The following is a 17,550-nucleotide window of genomic DNA, read 5'->3' as shown; positions in this document are numbered from 1 at the left end:
GGCCGCCTTGGGCGCGGCTCTCTCCCCGTCAATTGAGGCGGATAAGTGACGGGCTCGACGCTCTTGCGCGATTGGGTGCCTTCTTAACGTGGCCGACGAAAAGATCAATGCCGACAAGCGCCTTTGGCCAGTCCGGTGCGAAAGCCCCATCAAACTCCCTGTGATAGGATTCAGGCCCGCCGGTCCTCGAATCACTGTGTGCCGATGTTCATGTTCCAGCGCCTCTTCGAGGGCCCCGGCCGCCGCTTCTATGCGATTGTCCTTGCGCTTGCCGGGATGCTGTCGGCGGGCGCTGCCGGGGCCGAGGAGGCCCATGCGATCGCCATGCACGGCAAGCCGGCGATGCGTGCGGACTTCAGCCACATGCCCTACGCCAACCCCGATGCCCCCAAGGGCGGCCGCCTGACCTGGGGCATTCTCGGCACCTTCGACAGCCTCAATCCCTTCATCGTGAGGGGATTGGCGGTGCAGCCGGTCCGCAGCTACGTGGTCGAGAGCCTGCTGGCGCGCGGGCAGGACGAGCCGTTCACGCTTTACGGCCTGCTCGCCAGGACCGTCGAAACCGATGACGAGCGAAGCTTCGTCACCTTCCGCCTCGATCCCCGCGCGCGCTTCTCCGACGGCAAGCCCGTCACGGCCGAGGACGTGCTGTTCTCCTGGCAGCTGCTGCGCGTCCACGGCCGCCCCAATCACCGGCAGTACTACGGCAAGGTCGCCAAGGCCGAAGCGCCCGATCCCCTCACCGTCCGATTCGACCTGACAGGCGCCAACGACCGCGAGCTGCCGCTGATTCTCGGCCTGATGCCGATCCTGCCGAGGCACGCCATCGATGTCGCGACCTTCGAGGAGACGACGTTGGCCGCGCCGCTCGGCTCGGGCCCCTATCGCGTCACCGCGGTGAAGCCTGGCGCGAGCGTAACCCTCACGCGCAGTCCCGATTATTGGGGCCGCGACCTCGCCATCAATCGCGGGCTCTACAATTTCGACGAGATCCGGCTCGACTATTTTCGCGAGGCCAACGGGCAGTTCGAGGCGTTCAAGCGCGGCCTCTACGATTTCCGCGTCGAGCACGAGCCGCTGCGCTGGCACGACGGCTATGATTTTCCGGCCGCCAAGAGCGGCGAGGTGATCCGCGACACCGTCAAGCCCGGCCTTCCGCAGCCGTCCGAGTTCCTGGTGTTCAACACCCGCCGTCCTGTCTTCGCCGACATCCGCGTGCGGCAGGCCCTGACGCTGCTGTTCGATTTCGAGCTGGTGAACCGCAGCTACTTCTTCGGGCTCTATTCGCGCGTGGCCGGCTATTTCGCCGGCTCGGAGCTGTCGGCCTATGGCAAGCCTGCGGATGCGCGCGAGCGCGAGCTGCTCAACCCCTTCGCCGCACGGATCCCGCCCGACATCATGGAAGGCGGCTACCGCCTGCCGGTCACCGACGGATCAGGCCGCGACCGCACCACGCTGCGCGCCGCGCTGAAGCTGCTGTCGGAGGCCGGCTACGATCTCGACGGCACCGTGCTGCGCAATCGCGCGACCAAGAACCCCTTCACCTTCGAGATCATGGTCACGACGCGCGACCAGGAGCGCATCGCGCTCGCCTTCCAGCGCGACCTCAGGCGCGCCGGCATCGAGGCCAGCGTGCGCTCGGTCGATCCCGTGCAATTCGACCAGCGCCGGCTCGCCTACGAGTTCGACATGATCCAGAACCGCTGGGACCAGTCGCTGTCACCCGGCAACGAGCAATATTTCTATTGGGGCAGTGCGGCCGCGGACAATCCGGGCACCCGCAACTACATGGGCGCCAGGGATCCCGCCGTCGATGCCATGATCGCCGCCCTGCTCGAGGCCCGTGAACATACGGATTTCGTTTCGGCGGTGCGCGCGCTCGACCGCGCCCTGATCGCGGGCTTCTACACAATCCCGCTGTTTAACGTATCGGAGCAATGGATCGCGCGCTGGAATCGGATAGAACGGCCCAAGACCACCTCGCTCTCGGGTCATTTGCCGGAGACCTGGTGGTCGCAGGGGCAGCCGCAAGCTCATCAAGCGAAGTGACGCCGTGAACCAGCCAGCAATATCGCCGACGCTCGACACATTGTTTCAGCGCACGCTGATGCGGCAGCCGCACGCGACCGCCCTGCTCGACCCGCTCAACAAGGCGCGCATCACCGGGCACCAGCCGCGGCGGATGACCTATGCCGAGGTCGATACCGCCATCGAGGCGCTGTCGGCGCATTTCGTCGAATCGGGCCTGCCGGCCAATTCCGTGATCGCGATCCAGCTGCCTGCGACGGTCGAGTTCGTGCTGACCGTGCTCGCCGCCCATCGCGCCGGCCTCGTCGTCGCTGTGCTGCCGCTGCTGTGGCGCCATGCGGAACTGACCGCCGCGCTCAACCGCACCGCCGCGCGCGCCATCGTCACCATGAGCACGGTCGACGGCGTCAGCTATGCCGATCTCGCCATGCACGCTGCGGCCGAGGCGTTCTCGATCCGGCACGTGTTCGGCTTCGGAAGTGACCTTCCCGAAGGCATGGCTTCGCTCGACGACGTCCTGGCACGCCCGCCCGGCACCACGCGCGCCGTGATCCAGGACGGCCGCAAGGCGGCCATGATCTCCTTCGACGTCACGGCCGAGGGCTTCCGGCCGGTGCCGCGGCCGCATTTCAGCCTGATCGCGGGCGGCCTTGCGATGTCGCTCGAGGCCGACATCAAGCAGGGCGCGACAGTGATGGCGGCGTTCACGCCGATGTCGTTCGCAGGGCTCGCCTCCTCGCTCGCGGTGTGGCTGCTCTCGGGCGGCACCCTGGCGCTGCATCACCCGTTCGAGAACGACGTGCTGGAACAGCAGATCAACGAGCACGAATGCGAGGTGCTGATCGCGCCGGCGCAGCTCGCGCTGCGGCTCGGCGATGCCGACCTGGCGGCGCGGATGCCCACATTGCGCAACGTCATCGGCCTGTGGCGCGCGCCCGAGCAGGTCGCAGCGAGCGATGCCTGGATCGCGCCGCATGCGCCGCTGACCGACATCTACCTGTTCGGCGAGGCCGGATTGTTCGGCGCCCGCCGCGGCGAGGACGGCATGCCGGTGCCGGTGATGCCGGGGCCGCACGGCGCTCCGCGCGAGCAATCCAGCTCCTCCATCGCGGGCGAGATCCTGCTGACGCCGAAGGGCACGCTCGGCCTGCGCGGCGCGATGGTGCCGATCGCAGCCTACGCCCCGCCGCAGCCGGTCGGCGAGCCGCTGACGGCGCAGCCGCCGCGCGACTATGTCGACACCGGCTATGCCGCGCGGCTCGACCGCCCGAGCGGCGCGATCTGCATCACCGCGCCGCCCTCCGGCATCATGGCCGTCGGCGGCTATCGCTTCCTCTCGAACGATTTGCAGGAATGGGCGCGCCGGCTCGGCCAGGGCGCGCTGCTCACGGCGCTGCCCGACCGCCTCTCCGGCCACCGGCTCGCCGGGCGCGCCCAGGACAATGCCCGCGCCCGCGAGGCGCTCAGCGAGCTCGGGCTTAACCCCCTGATGGTCGAGGCTTTTCGCGACCGCTCCGGGCCGGTCTAGGCGCGGTTTCAGCGCCTGCGTTGACGCAGCATTAAGGCGGCCAAACTAGATTGCGGCGGCAAATTGTTGCGCGATCAGAGTTTTCTCATGTCCCAGGCGGGCCCGATCCTGTTTGTGTCCGATGCCAAACGCCCCGCCTTCGTGGCGGCGCTGGACGAGGCCCGGCTCTTTCCCGTCGTCGACACCGACTGGGCCAGCGCGACGCGCGCGGTCGAGGAGGTGCAGCCGGCGGCGGTTCTCGCTGCGGTGCATGCCGGACAGGAGGCGCATGTGACGCGGCTTGCAAAGAAGATTGCCGATCAATCGCCCTATCTGCCCTTCGTGACCCTGGATGCGGCGGGCGCGCTGCCGCACAACGCCCTGCCCTTCTCCTCGCGCGGCGGCAATCCCGAGCGGCTGATCGCGCGGCTCCGGGCCGCGCTGCGCGTGCGGACATTGCACGCAACGGTTCTGCGCCGGCTGCCCGAAGTCAAGGTCGCGCTGCCGCAAGGCGATCCCACACGCGATGCCACCGTCCTCCTGATCGGCCGCGGCGCGGCTTACCCTGCGCTCTCCGTCGCGCTCGGCGAACGCGTCGGCGTGGTCGGAGCGCTTTCGATCGAGGCCGCCGCGAAACACCTCAACACCCGCGACCTCGACGGCGTCGTGCTCGCCGAGGGTTTTACCGCGCGCGTGACCGACGCCTTCCTCACGGTGCTGACCGAGGACGCTCGATTCCGCAACCTGCCCGTGGTCGTCACCGCCCACCAGCTCACCCAGAACTACGACCTGCCCAATCTCGAGCTGATCACCGGCGAGCCGCCGAGGATCGCGGCCAACGCGCTGCCCCTGATCCGCCAGCACGCCATGGAAGCGCAGCTGAGCCGCACCTTGCGCTCGATCGATGCCGGCGGCTGGCTCGATCCGCGCAGCGGCCTGCTCACGGTGGAAGCCTTCGCCCGCGATTTCGCCAAGGCGGTCGAGCAGACGCTCGCCCGCGGCGGCGGCCTGTCGGTCGCCCGTTTCGCCTTCGATCCCAACAATCCCCGCGCTCAGCTCGACGCCGCCCGCATCCTCAGCCGCCTGATGCGGCAGATGGATTTCGGCGCGGCGCAGAAGGACGGCTCGGTCATCGTCGTGTTCGCCGAGACCGACTTCCGCACCGCGCATATGATCGCCCGCCGCCTGTCGGCGGTGATGCGGCACACTTCGAACGGCAAGCACGAGATGCGCAGCGATCCGGTCGTCAGTGTGGACTCGCTGTCGCCGTCGGATACGGCAAGGTCCTTGCTGGCGCGGCTGTCGGCGGACGCGTCACGGGCGGCGTCGTAAATGCTGTCGCGCGCTATCGCAACAACCACCGTCATCGCGAGCCACCGGGTCCGCGCGAAGCGCGGCCCGATGACAGGCTCCGCGAAGCAATCCAGGCTCTCTCCGCGCAAAGATTCTGGATTGCTTCGTCGCAAGGGCTCCTCGCAATGACGCGGTGAAGCCGGTGCCTCACGCCGCCTTCTTGCTCTCGGCGAGCTGCGCCAGCTGCCGCATGATCTCCGTCGTGCCGGCGAGCCGCTCTTCGGGCGTCTCCCAGTCCTGCAGGAACACCACTTTCATGTCGGGGCGTACCTTGGCGGCCTGGCCGTAGCTGCGGATGAAGGTGACGAGCCGATCGGGATAGGCGAAGGAATTGTCGCGGAAGACGATGACGGCGCCCTTCGGGCCGGCGTCGATCTTCTCGACATTGGCCCGGCGGCAGAACGCCTTGATCGCGGCGACCTTGAACAGATAGCGCACCTCGTCCGGCAGCACGCCGAAGCGGTCGCGCATCTCGGCGCCGAAATTCTCGATTTCCTCCTCGGTGTCGAGATCGGCAAGGCGCCGGTACAGCGACAGCCGCACCGAGAGATCGCTGACATAGTCCTCCGGAATCAGCACGGGCATGCCGATGGTGATCTGCGGCGACCAGCGATCGGCGGCGGGCTCGGACACGCCGGCCTTGAGGTTGACGATCGCCTCCTCCAGCATCGACTGATAGAGCTCGAAGCCGACCTCCTTGATGTGGCCGGACTGCTCCTCGCCGAGCAAATTGCCGGCGCCGCGGATATCGAGGTCGTGCGAGGCGAGCTGGAAGCCGGCGCCCAGCGTCTCCAGCGATTGCAGCACGGTGAGCCGGCGCTCGGCCTGCGCGGTGATCTTCTGCTGCGAAGGCAGCGTGAACAGCGCGTAGGCCCGCAGCTTGGAGCGGCCGACGCGGCCGCGCAGCTGATAGAGCTGGGCAAGGCCGAACATGTCGGCGCGGTGCACGATCAGCGTGTTGGCGTTGGGGATGTCGAGGCCGGACTCGACGATCGTGGTCGACAACAGAACGTCGAACTTGCCGTCGTAGAACGCGGTCATGATGTCCTCGATCACGGCCGGCGGCATCTGGCCGTGCGCGACCGCGACCTTCATCTCGGGCACGTTCTTGTCGAGGAAATCCTTGACCTCGGCGAGGTCGTCGATGCGCGGCACGACGTAGAACGCCTGGCCACCGCGATAGCGCTCGCGGAGCAGCGCCTCGCGGATCATCAGGGGATCGTGCGGGGCGACGAAGGTGCGCACCGCCAGGCGATCCACCGGGGGCGATGCGATGATAGAGAGCTCGCGGACGCCGGTCAGCGCCAATTGCAGCGTGCGCGGGATTGGGGTTGCCGACAGCGTCAGCACATGCACCTCGGCGCGCAGCGCCTTCAGCCGCTCCTTGTGGCTGACGCCGAAATGCTGCTCCTCGTCGACGATGAGCAGGCCGAGGTCGCGGAATTTGATCGCCTTGCCGAGCAGCGCATGGGTGCCGACGACGATGTCGACCGAGCCGTCGGCGATGCCCTTCTTGACCTCGTTCAGCTGTTTTGTCGGGATCAGGCGCGAGGCCTGCGCGACATTGACCGGGAAGCCTTTGAAGCGCTCGCTGAAGGTCCGGTAATGCTGGCGTGCCAAGAGCGTGGTCGGCACCACGACCGCGACCTGCTTGCCGTCGAGTGCCACGGCAAAGGCGGCACGCAGCGCCACCTCGGTCTTGCCGAAGCCGACGTCGCCGCAGATCAGGCGATCCATCGGGCGGCCCTTTTCGAGATCCTTCAGCGTCGACTCGATCGCACCCAGCTGGTCTTCGGTCTCGTCATAGGGGAAGCGTGCGCAGAACTCGTCGTAGAGGCCCTGCTGCACCGGCAGCTTCGGCGCCTCGTGCAGCATGCGCTCGGCCGCGATCTTGATCAGCTCACCCGCGATCTCGCGAATGCGGTTCTTCAGTTTTGCTTTTCGGGTCTGCCAGCCCGAGCCACCGAGGCGGTCGAGCTCGACCGTGGTTTGATCAGAGCCGTAACGCGACAGCAGCTCGATGTTCTCGACCGGCAGGAACAGTTTCGTCTCGGCGGCATAGTGCAGCTCGAGGCAGTCATGCGGCGCGCCGGCAACGTCCAGCGTCTGCAGGCCGATGAAGCGGCCGATGCCGTGGTCGACGTGGACGACGATGTCGCCGGCGGTGAGGCTCGTCACCTCCGAGATGAAATTGTCGAGCTTGCGGCTGGCCTTGCGCGGCCGCACCAGGCGGTCGCCGAGGATGTCCTGCTCGCTGATGAGCGCGATCTCGTCGGTCTCGAAGCCGCTCTCGAGGCCGAGCACCGCGAGCATGGTCTCGTTGCGCGGCGTCGCCTGCACCGTCCGCCAGGAATTGACGCTGGTGGTGTGGGCGAGTTTGTGATCGCGCAGCATCGAAGTCATGCGGTCGCGCGAGCCCTCCGTCCACAGCGCGATCACGACCTTCTTGCGGCTAGCCTGCAGCGCCATGACGTGGCTGACCACGGACTCGAACACGTTGACATTGCTGTCGTTGCGCTCCGGCGCAAAATCGCGGCCCTTGCGCGCGCCGGCATCGACGACGCTCGTTCCATCGGTCGGCACGGAGAACGGCGTCAGCCGCGCCAGCGGGATATCGCCGAGGCGCTTGCTCCATTCCTCCTCGGTCAGATACAGCCGGTCGGGCGGCAGCGGCTTGTAGATGGCGCCGCCGCCGGGATGCTCCATCGCCTCGCGCCTGGCCTCGTAATAATCGAGGATCTGCTTGAAGCGCTCGCGCACGGCGTCCTCGGCCTGCGGCTCGATCGCGATCGCAGCGCCTTGCAGATAGTCGAACAGCGTGTCCATCCGGTCCTGGAACAGCGGCAGCCAGTGCTCCATGCCGGGATGGCGGCGGCCTTCGCTGACCGCTTCATACAGCGCATCGTCGCGCTCGGGCGCGCCGAACTCGGCGACATAGCCCATGCGGAATCTGCGGATGGTGTCGGTGACGAGCTGGAACTCCGAGACCGGCACGAGGTCGAGCGAGCGCATATCGAGCAGCGTGCGCTGGGTTTCCGCGTCGAAGGATCGGATCGATTCCAGGCTGTCGCCGAAGAAGTCGAAGCGCACCGGCTGCTCGAGGCCGGCCGGAAACAGGTCCAGAATGCCGCCGCGCACGGCATATTCGCCGGGCTCGCGCACGGTCGAGGAACGGTTGTAGCCGTTGTGCTCCAGCCAGGCGACCACGGTGTCCATCGGCACAACGTTGCCCGGCGCGACCGACAGCGCCTGCGCGCCGACCAGCTCGCGCGCGGGCACGCGCTGCACCACCGCGTTCACCGTGGTCAGCACGATCAGCGGCTTGTCGCTGCCGGTGAGCGAGGCCAGCCGCGCCAGCGTGGTCAGGCGCTGCGCGAGAACACCGCCATGCGGCGAGACGCGGTCGTAAGGTTGGCAATCCCAGGCCGGAAAGGTCAGCACCGGCAGATCGGGCGCGAAGAACCTAAGTGCGCGTTCGAGCGACTGCATGCGCCCGCCGTCGCGGCAGACCACGGCGAGGCTGACGGCTGGCTTCTTCGGCCGCGCCGCGATGGCGCGCGCGAGATCGGAGACGACGAGGCCTTCGGCACCCTCCGCGACATTGGCAAGCGTCAGCGCGCGGCCGGGCGCGAGCAGCTCGGCCGGAGACTTCATGCCCTGCTTCATACGCTGCCGTCCGCGATCGGAAACGCCTTGATGCGGGCAAACAGCGCGCCGGCGACGCCCTTCGGCAGCACCTTGTCGCCGGTGATGGCGGCATAGAGATCGGGATCGTTGACCTCGAGCAAGGTCTCGAGCTGGCTCAGCTCGCCATCGGACAGATTGCCGATCTCGGCATCCGCGAAGCGGCCGAGGATCAGGTCCATCTCACGCGTGCCGCGGTGCCAGCAGCGGAACAGAAGCCGCTTGCGGCGGTCGTCCAGCCCCTCGCTCGATCGTGTCGTTCCCGTCATGTCTCAGATCCCAGTCAACGCAGAAAGCCCGGACGTGCCGGGCGGGGCTGATATAGGCGGTGGGCCTCCAAATGTCAGCAGCCTTTTGTCGCCGGAAGCACATCGCCTGTGGCTTGCGGCTTCTCGCTTTCGCCGCTATGTGTCTGCCCCGATCCGGCGCCACCTGGCGCGATCATCAGGGAGAAGGCTCGATGACGTTCATGTCTCGCCGCCCCGTCGAGGGCATCGCCTAAACTGCGCGTGCGTTGGCCGGGCCGTTAGGGAAACCACGCGCCTTGCGCGTGTCGACGACCCCTATTGTGCTGAGAGCTTCTCAATGGGCAATTCTGCCAACGTGGACGGCCGCGCGCCGATCCACATCTTCGCCTCGTCCAGTTCATGGATCGAAGGCAACGCTACGCTACAATTGGAACACGTCGCCGGGCTGCCTGGAGTCCGGGCGGTCGCTGCCATGCCCGATCTGCATCCGGGCAAATATGGACCCGTCGGCTGCGCCATCCTGTCGGACCGGATTCATCCCCAGCTGGTCGGCTCCGACATCGGCTGCGGTATGGGGCTTTTCGAGCTGGATATCGCGGCACGCAAGCTGCGGCTCGATCATCTCGCCGAGCGCATGCACGCGCTCGACCAGCCCTGGGACGGTGGCGTGGAAAACGCATTGGCCGACGCGGGCATCGGCGCAAGCCCGTTCGATGCCGCGCTCGGCAGCATCGGTGGCGGCAACCATTTCTGCGAAGTCCAGGCGATCGACGAGATCCTCGTGCCCGAGGCGGCGGCGCGGGCCGGCCTCGACCGGAATCTGGCCTATGTCCTGGTTCACTCGGGCTCGCGGGGCCTCGGCTTCTCGATCCTGGAAGGCGTCCTGCGGGATGGATCTGAGTCGTTGTCTATCGGCAGCGACGCAGCACATGCTTATCTGGCGGACCACGATTGCGCCGTGAGATGGGCGAAGCTCAATCGCCGCATCATCGCAGAGCGGACCGGAGCCGCCGCGCGCGCGGCTCTGCGTCCGGTGAGCGACCTCGCCCACAACATGGTCGAGAGCCGGCCCAGCGCCACCGGCGATGTGCTGGCGCTCCATCGCAAGGGCGCGGCGGCGGCCGATCGCGGACTGGTGCCGGTGCCGGGGTCGCGCGGAACGCTGTCATATCTGGTCGAGCCTCTGGCGGACATGCAACCCGAAGCGCTGGCATCGCTCGCGCACGGCGCGGGCCGCAAATACGACCGAGCGTCCATGCACGGCCGCGTCCGGGTCAAGAAGTCGGACGTTGCCAGGCTGGAACGCAACCCGTTCGGCGGCATCGTCGTCTGCGGCGATCGCGGCCTGCTCGCGGAGGAAGCGCCCGACGCCTACAAGAGCATCGAGCGCGTCATCGCCGATCTCGTGGAGTTCGGCCTCGTACGCGTGGTGGCCACCTTCCGGCCATTGCTGACGTTCAAGAAAGGCGGGTCCTCCGCCGCGACAAGCGGCAACCGCGACAAGCGCTGGAAGGAGCATCGCCGATGATCCGGCTCCTGTTCACCAGCGGACGCGGTCCGGCGGAATGCCGGATCGCGGTCGCGAACGCCGTTGCGACGATCGTGAAAGAGGCGACCGCACTCGGCTTGGATACCGACTGTCTTGAGGGGCCGAGCCCCGATAGGCACGGTCCGGCGTCCTCGCTCGTTGTGGTTCATGGCGATGGCGCGGCTGCCTTTGCGCGGCCGTGGGTCGGCGCAATCCAATGGACCGCGCAGAGCCCGCTCAGGCCACATCACAAGCGCAAGAACTGGTTCATCGGCGTCGTTGAGCTTCCTGCGTTGCCCGAGACGTCGAACGCCGTCAACGCCGGAGATGTTCGCTTTGAAGCGTTCCGTGCCGGTGGCCCCGGCGGACAGCACCAGAACAAGACCGAAAGCGCCGTGCGCGCCATCCACGTTCCAAGTGGGCTTGCGGTCGTGGCGCGGGAGGAACGATCGCAGCATCGGAACAAGGCGCTTGCATTGGAGCGCCTGGCGGCGTTGCTCAGGCTGCAAGGCGAGCTCGCCGTGATCGCCGCCCGGCACGAAGCGCACGCGGCACACGATCAACTCGAACGGGGCCGGCCGGTCAAGCGGTTCAAGGGCGCAGTGTTCCGGGCGAATTAGTGTAGGTTGGCGACAGTGCGCGCGGCACTTCATGGTTCACCGCGCCTGTCGCTATAGCGACAGTGGCACTGCCCTGAACGCAGGATTGTACGATGACGAACGTGGTACAGGTTTACGACTATCGGTTTCCCAACCCCGAATATGAGATTATGCGCTTTCAAGTGCGCATTTCCGAAATTGCAAAGTCCATTGGGTCTGAGGTCAAGAGCTTGGATGATCAATTGGGTCCAGCTCGTAGCATGTGTCTCCGGCTTCCCTCGGGACGGGTGGTCGTGTTTTTTGAACTCCAACACTCGATCAATCAACATGGCGAAAAGGGGCCATACGTCCAGGTCGATGCCGCCTTGGTCGCGGAGTTCGGCGTTGAATTCTTGATAGACGAAGTTTTGACGAGTCTCGGCTTATCGGACAAACTGGTTGATTGGCGCGCAACAAGTGAGCAGCAGCAGTATGCGATTGATTCCATGAAACGGGCGGCAGCTTACAGACTTCAGAAGGACTAACCCTGATGCAGTCTGCACCTATGCCGCGCTAGATTGCCATAATGCGCCCCAGCCTGCTCAATCCGCTGTTTGCTCCCGTGACCAGCCTGCCCGGGGTCGGTCCGAAGCAGGACAAGCTGCTGCAGTACCTGCTCAGCCGCAGCGAGACGCCGCGGCTGGTCGATCTGCTCCTGCATCTGCCGAGCCAGGTGATCGACCGCCGGGCGCGGCCGAAGATCCGCGACGCAGCCGTTGGAACCATGGTGACGCTGGAGGTCACCGTCGATCGCCACCGCCCGCCGCCGCCGCGCAATTCGCGCGCGCCGTATCTGGTCTACGCGAGCGACGACACCGGCGACGTGGTGCTGACCTTCTTTCGCGCCAAGCCGGGCTATGTCGAGAAGCTGCTGCCGATGGGGGAGAAGCGCTACGTCTCCGGCACGCTGCAGATGTACGACGGCATCCCGCAGATCGTGCATCCCGATCGCGTGCTCGACGAGGAGGCGATCGCAAAGCTGTCCGGGATCGACCCGGTCTATCCGCTGACGGAAGGCCTCGCGCTGGGCTCGCTCCGCCGCGCGATCGCGCAGGCGCTGCAAAAGCTTCCCGCATTGCCGGAATGGATCAGCCCGGAGGTGCTGCGCCGCTGCGACTTCCCGCCGATCGCGGAAGCGCTCAATCGCGTGCACCAGCCGGTCGAGCTGACCGACATCCTGCCCGACAGGCCGTTCTGGTCGCGCCTCGCCTTCGACGAGCTCTTGGCCGGCCAGCTCGCGCTTGCCCTGATCCGCGCGCAGCTGCGCCGCCCCGCCGGCGTGCGCAATGCCGGCGACGGCCATCTGCGCAACAAGATCATCGACGCCCTGCCGTACGCGCTCACGCCGTCACAGCGCGCCGCTGCGGCCGCGATCGCCGAAGATCTCAAGCAGCCCGTGCGCATGCTGCGCCTGCTGCAGGGTGACGTCGGCTCCGGCAAGACGGTCGTGGCGCTGCTCGCGGCCGCCGCGGTCGCCGAGGTCGGCAAGCAGGCCGCGCTGATGGCTCCGACCGAGATCCTGGCGCGCCAGCACATCAAGACCATCGCCCCGCTTGCCGAGCGCGCTGGCATGCGCGTTGCCATCCTCACCGGCCGCGAGAAAGGCAAGGAGCGGCGCGAGATCATCGCTGAGCTCGCCGAGGGCGAGATCGACCTCCTCGTCGGCACCCATGCGCTGATCCAGGACGATGTCGTGTTCAGGGATCTCGCGCTCGCCATCGTCGACGAGCAGCACCGTTTCGGCGTGCGCGAGCGCCTCGCGCTGACGTCCAAGGGCGAGGCCGTCGACGTGCTGGTGCTGAGCGCGACCCCGATCCCGCGCACGCTGGTGCTGACCTATTTCGGCGACATGGACATTTCCGAGCTGCGCGAAAAGCCGGCCGGCCGCCAGCCGATCGATACCCGTGCCGTGCCGATGAGCCGCATCAGCGAGGTCATGGAAGGCGTCGGCCGCGCGCTCGAAGCCGGCAAGCTGGTCTACTGGATCTGCCCGCTGGTCGAGGAATCCGAAGCCGAAGGTACCGAGCACCTCACCAACGCGACCAAGCGGTTCGAGACCCTGCAAAAGCGCTTCGGCGACCGCGTCGGCCTCGTCCACGGCCAGATGAAGGGCACCGAGAAGGACCGCGTGATGGGCCAGTTCGCTGCCCACGAGATCGGGCTGCTGGTGGCGACGACGGTCGTGGAGGTCGGCGTCGACGTGCCCGCCGCCACCATCATGGTGATCGAGAACGCTGAGCGCTTCGGCCTTGCCCAGCTGCACCAGCTCCGCGGCCGCATCGGACGCGGTTCGGAGGCCTCGACCTGCATCCTGCTCTATGGCGAGCCGCTCGGCGAAATGTCGAAGGCCCGGCTGAAAGTGATCCGCGAGACCACTGACGGTTTTCGCATCGCCGAGGAAGATCTGAAGCTGCGCGGCGAAGGCGACGTGCTCGGCGTGCGCCAGAGCGGCCTGCCCGGCTACCGCATCGCGCGCCCGGAGGTGCACGGCCAGCTGATCGCCCAGGCCAGAGACCAGGCACTGCAGATTCTCAAGGAGGATCCCAAGCTGAAAGGCGAGCGCGGCGAGGCGCTGCGGTGCCTGCTGTATCTGTATGAGCGGGACGAGGCGATCCCGCTGATCGGGGCGGGATAGCTTTGAGGCAGTGCCGCAAGGTTCGTAACAGACGCAAGGGCACCGGACCCTCCACGTCATTGCGAGCGCAGCGAAGCAATCCAGAATCTTTCCGCGGAGGCAGTCTGGATTGCTTCGCTGCGCTCGCAATGACGTTTTGAGGCAGCGAGAATGCGCGCGATCAGGATTTTGTTCCCGCGATGCTCGCCGCAAACGCCTTCATCAATTCCGCGTCCGCCGCCTCTCCCTTCGCGTCCTCGGCGAGGTGCTCGAACCACCGCGCAAAGCCCTCGTAGATCTGGCACGCCGGATGATCCGAGCCCAGGAAACCTGCAATCTCCCTCATCTCCGCAACCCAGCGATAGGCCTTCGGGATCATGTCAGGCAGCGCAACCTCGAGCCGGGCGAGGATCGCCGGCTGGCTCAGCGCGAGCTCGTCGCGGAGCGCATCGGCCGCTCCTGCCTTGGTGGCCGCGATCACCATCGCCGAGCCGATGCCGGCGAGGCCCTTGACGATACCGGCATAGGACATTTTCAGCGCCGATGCTGCGCCGACCGGGCCTTCGACGATCCGCACGTCGAGGCCGAAATCCCTGAGCACCGCGACATCCTTGGCGTACTCGCCCGACATGTAGAAGGCCGGGCCCTTGCCGCCCGGCTGCGGCGGAAAGCCGATGATGCCGGCATCGACGAACGGCGCCTGCGCCGAGCCGATGATCTCCTCGATTCTTTGCACGGTATCGACATTGACGGCGTTGCAATCGACCACGACCGGTTTCTTCTCGCGCCTGACGATCAGCGCGGCCAGCCGTTCGGCCAGCGCCACGGCTTCGCCCGGCGGCACGATCGAGAGGATGATGTCGGCCTCCGCGATCGCGTCGTCCTGGGCGCCGATCATGCCGGCGTCCGCGGCGCGTTTGCACGTCGCCTCGCTCCGTCCCTGCAGCGACGTCAGCACGCGCGCACCGTTCTCGCTGAGGCGGCGGGCCACCGCGCTGCCCATGGCGCCGGGCGCGAGGATCGCAATGGTTTTGGACATCGTGCACTCCAGGTCGAATTCCGAGCGGTGCGCTCGGTTCAACCGGAGACTAGCAGAGGACGAACGCGCCGGCGTGAACGCGACCATCCCGCGGCGGAATGGCCCTACTCCGCCTTCGCAGGCTCGGGCCGGAGCGTGGAGGCGTTGGCGATACGCGCGGCATTCGCCATCCCCGCAAGCGCGGCCGCCTTCTTCGGATCGGGCGCCGAGCCCGGCTGCACCACGCCGGCCGACATGATCAGCGTCGCGGCGTCCTCGGCGGTGAGATCGACCTCGATGATCTTGCTCTTGGGGACATAGAAGAAGAAGCCGGTTGTCGGGTTCGGCGAGCACGGCAGGAACACCGAGACGTGCTCCTCCTGCCCCGGCAGGCTGCGCGAGATGTCCTCGTTCGGCGACTGCGAGATCAGCACGATCGACCACATGCCCGGCGACGGAAACTCGACCAGGCCCACTTTCCGGAAGCTCGAGCCTTTGCCCGAGAACAGCGTCTCGAAAACCTGCTTCAGGCCGCGATAGATCGCGCGCACCGCGGGGATCCGGCCGAGAAAGGTCTCGCCGACATCGACCAGCGTGCGGCCGATCAGATTGGCCGCGAGGAAGCCGACCAGCGTCAGCGTGAAGAATGCGACAATCAGTCCCCAGCCCGGAATGACGTAGGGAAGATAGGTTTCGGGCCGATAGGCCAACGGCACAAACGGTCGCACCACGCCGTCGACCCAGGTGACGAACCACCAGACGAGATAAAGCGTGATTGCGATCGGCCCGGTCACCACGAGGCCGGTCAGGAAATAATTACGGAAACGGCCCATCAGGCCGGTATGCGGTTCCGGAACGGGATCAAGAGGCGCAGGCGCGTCGTCGCGGGGGGTCATTCGGGTTCCAGGTCGGTCGCTACCAACAAGCTAAGGTCTTCTAGCAGGTTTTGGAAGACTACGACCGATATCCCGATTGCCTATTCCACGGTCACCGATTTCGCGAGGTTGCGCGGCTGGTCGACGTCGGTCCCCATCACGACAGCCGTGTGATAGGCGAGCAGCTGCACCGGGACGGCGTAGACCATCGGCGTGAAGGCTGCCGCCATATCGGGCATGACGATGGTGACGAGGGACTCGACGGTCGCCTCCGCCGCACCCTTGGCATCGGTCATCAGGATGATGTTGCCGCCGCGCGCGGCGACCTCCTGCATGTTGGAGACGGTCTTCTCGAACACGCGATCGTGGGGTGCGATGACGACGACCGGCATGGTCTCGTCGATCAGCGCGATCGGGCCGTGCTTGAGCTCGCCGGCGGCATAGCCCTCGGCGTGGATGTAGGAGATCTCTTTCAGCTTCAGCGCGCCTTCGAGCGCCAACGGGAAGCTGGTGCCGCGGCCGAGATAGAGCACGTCGCGCGACTTGGCGATCCGGTGCGCCAGCTTCTCGATCTGGAGCTCGCTCGTGAGCGCATCGGCCATCAGGCGCGGAACCTCGACGAGCCCGTGGACCAGCTTGGTCTCGTCCTCGTCCGACAATTCGCCGCGCGCCTTGCCGGCCGCGATCGCAAGGTTTGCCAGCACCATGAGCTGGCACGTGAACGCCTTGGTCGAGGCGACGCCGATCTCGGGTCCCGCCAGCGTCTGCAGCACCGTCTCGCTCTCGCGCGCGATCGTCGAGGTCGGCACGTTGACGACCGCGATCGTGTGCACGCCCTCGGCCTTGGCATAGCGCAGCGCCGCCAGCGTGTCGGCGGTCTCGCCGGACTGCGAGATGAAGATCGCAAGATCGCCCTTGCGCAAGGGCGCCTCGCGGTAGCGGAATTCGGAGGCGACGTCGACCTCGACCGGCAGGCGCGCAAAGCGCTCGAACCAGTATTTGGCGACGTATCCGGCGTAGCTGGCGGTGCCGCAAGCGGTGATGTTGATGCGGCGGATGTCGTTGAAATCGAACGGCAGCGCGACCGGCAGCGCGACGCGCTCGGTTGCCATGTCGACGTAGCGCGCCAGCGTGTGGCCGACCACCTCCGGCTGCTCGTGGATCTCCTTGGCCATGAAGTGACGGTAATTGGCCTTGTCGACCAGCGAGGTCGAGGCGGCGTGCCTGATCTTGTCGCGCTGGGCGGCATGGCCGTCCTTGTCGAAGATCGCGGCGCTGTTGCGGGTCAGCACCACCCAGTCGCCGTCCTCGAGATAGCTGATCGTGTCGGTGAAGGGACCGAGGGCGATGGCGTCCGAGCCGAGATACATCTCGCCGTCGCCATAGCCGATCGCCAGCGGCGGGCCGTTGCGGGCGCCGATCATGAGGTCGTTGTCGCCGGCGAAGATGAAGCCGAGCGCGAAGGCGCCGCGCAGGCGCGCCAGCGTCAGCTTCACCGCTTCCACGGGCTTGTTGCCGCGCGTGAGCAAATCGTCGACGAGATGCAGCACGATCTCGGTGTCGGTCTCGGTGTGAAACACCGTGCCCTTGTTTTCGAGCTCCTCGCGCAGCTCGCGGAAATTCTCGATGATGCCGTTGTGGACCACGGCGACGCGCTCGGTCGCGTGCGGGTGGGCGTTGTTGACTGTCGGCTTGCCGTGGGTGGCCCAGCGGGTGTGACCGATGCCGGTAGTGCCCAGAAGCGGCTCGGCCTCCAGCCGCTTCTCCAGATTCTTCAGCTTGCCCTCGGCGCGGCGGCGCTCCAGCTGCTTGCCTTCGAGCGTGGCCACGCCCGCGGAATCGTAGCCGCGATATTCGAGCCGTTTGAGCGAATCCACCAATTGCTCTGCAACCGGCTCGCGCCCGAGAATGCCGACAATCCCGCACATGCGGATCACTATCCCCCAAATCGTCGAAAAATCGCCTAAACGACGCGCCCGGTTTTTAGCGAAAATCGCAGGGAACCAGATACTCAATAATTATTGCTGATTGAGACAGCACGGGTCCGCGCCCGCTGC

At 66.6% G+C, this 17,550-nt stretch carries 12 protein-coding genes; 7 read left to right on the top strand and 5 right to left on the bottom strand.

Annotation, left to right across the window (positions count from 1 at the left end):
- Positions 1-204 precede the first annotated feature (204 nt).
- From AC24YW_RS21605 to AC24YW_RS21595, 3 genes are all read left to right on the top strand, one after another.
- Positions 205-2,049, top strand: coding sequence for an extracellular solute-binding protein (locus tag AC24YW_RS21605; RefSeq protein WP_487484636.1), 1,845 nt, complete (start codon positions 205-207; stop codon positions 2,047-2,049).
- A 4-nt stretch (positions 2,050-2,053) separates the two neighbouring features.
- Positions 2,054-3,556: an AMP-binding protein gene (locus tag AC24YW_RS21600; protein WP_487484596.1), complete on the top strand. Its 1,503-nt coding sequence runs from the start codon at positions 2,054-2,056 to the stop codon at positions 3,554-3,556.
- 87 nt (positions 3,557-3,643) lie between these two features.
- Positions 3,644-4,867, top strand: coding sequence for a GGDEF domain-containing protein (locus AC24YW_RS21595; protein ID WP_487484595.1), 1,224 nt, complete (start codon positions 3,644-3,646; stop codon positions 4,865-4,867).
- 168 nt (positions 4,868-5,035) lie between these two features.
- Here AC24YW_RS21595 and mfd read toward each other — a convergent pair whose 3' ends face one another.
- Together mfd and AC24YW_RS21585 are read right to left on the bottom strand one after the other, a co-directional pair.
- Positions 5,036-8,554 (bottom strand): transcription-repair coupling factor, encoded by a 3,519-nt coding sequence (gene mfd, locus AC24YW_RS21590; RefSeq protein ID WP_487484594.1) that lies wholly within the window; start codon positions 8,552-8,554, stop codon positions 5,036-5,038.
- Positions 8,551-8,841: an FAD assembly factor SdhE gene (locus AC24YW_RS21585; RefSeq protein WP_487484593.1), complete on the bottom strand. Its 291-nt coding sequence runs from the start codon at positions 8,839-8,841 to the stop codon at positions 8,551-8,553. The genes mfd and AC24YW_RS21585 overlap by 4 nt, the downstream gene beginning before the upstream one ends.
- 316 nt (positions 8,842-9,157) lie before the next feature.
- Between AC24YW_RS21585 and AC24YW_RS21580 the strand changes: the two genes are divergently transcribed.
- The 4 genes from AC24YW_RS21580 (at position 9,158) to recG (ending at position 13,621) form a co-directional block, all read left to right on the top strand.
- Positions 9,158-10,348 carry an RNA ligase RtcB family protein gene (locus AC24YW_RS21580; protein WP_487484635.1) on the top strand — a complete coding sequence of 397 codons (1,191 nt, stop codon included), beginning with the start codon at positions 9,158-9,160 and terminating at the stop codon, positions 10,346-10,348.
- On the top strand, positions 10,345-10,968 hold the full coding sequence (gene prfH / locus AC24YW_RS21575; protein ID WP_487484592.1) for a peptide chain release factor H: 624 nt from the start codon (positions 10,345-10,347) through the stop codon (positions 10,966-10,968). Before AC24YW_RS21580 ends, prfH begins: the two co-directional genes overlap by 4 nt.
- 92 nt (positions 10,969-11,060) lie before the next feature.
- The gene (locus tag AC24YW_RS21570; protein ID WP_487484591.1) at positions 11,061-11,471 is read left to right on the top strand and encodes a hypothetical protein; all 411 of its coding nucleotides are present in this window, start codon (positions 11,061-11,063) and stop codon (positions 11,469-11,471) included.
- 41 nt (positions 11,472-11,512) lie between these two features.
- The gene (gene recG / locus AC24YW_RS21565) at positions 11,513-13,621 is read left to right on the top strand and encodes an ATP-dependent DNA helicase RecG (protein WP_487484590.1); all 2,109 of its coding nucleotides are present in this window, start codon (positions 11,513-11,515) and stop codon (positions 13,619-13,621) included.
- A gap of 160 nt (positions 13,622-13,781) precedes the next feature.
- Here the strand turns inward: recG and AC24YW_RS21560 are convergent, their stop codons facing one another.
- From AC24YW_RS21560 to glmS, 3 genes are all read right to left on the bottom strand, one after another.
- A complete protein-coding gene (locus tag AC24YW_RS21560) occupies positions 13,782-14,639 on the bottom strand; it encodes an NAD(P)-dependent oxidoreductase (RefSeq protein ID WP_487484589.1) in 858 nt (285 codons plus the stop codon).
- Between the two features lie 104 nt (positions 14,640-14,743).
- Complete coding sequence (locus AC24YW_RS21555) at positions 14,744-15,514, bottom strand: DUF502 domain-containing protein (RefSeq protein ID WP_025036374.1); 771 nt, start codon at positions 15,512-15,514, stop codon at positions 14,744-14,746.
- 80 nt (positions 15,515-15,594) lie between these two features.
- Positions 15,595-17,421 carry a glutamine--fructose-6-phosphate transaminase (isomerizing) gene (gene glmS / locus AC24YW_RS21550; RefSeq protein ID WP_487484588.1) on the bottom strand — a complete coding sequence of 609 codons (1,827 nt, stop codon included), beginning with the start codon at positions 17,419-17,421 and terminating at the stop codon, positions 15,595-15,597.
- Between the last annotated feature and the right edge of the window lie 129 nt (positions 17,422-17,550).

This window comes from Bradyrhizobium sp. USDA3516 (assembly GCF_057651995.1).
The sequence above is the reverse complement of the archived record's forward strand: the minus strand, read 5'-3'. Positions and strand labels throughout refer to the sequence as shown.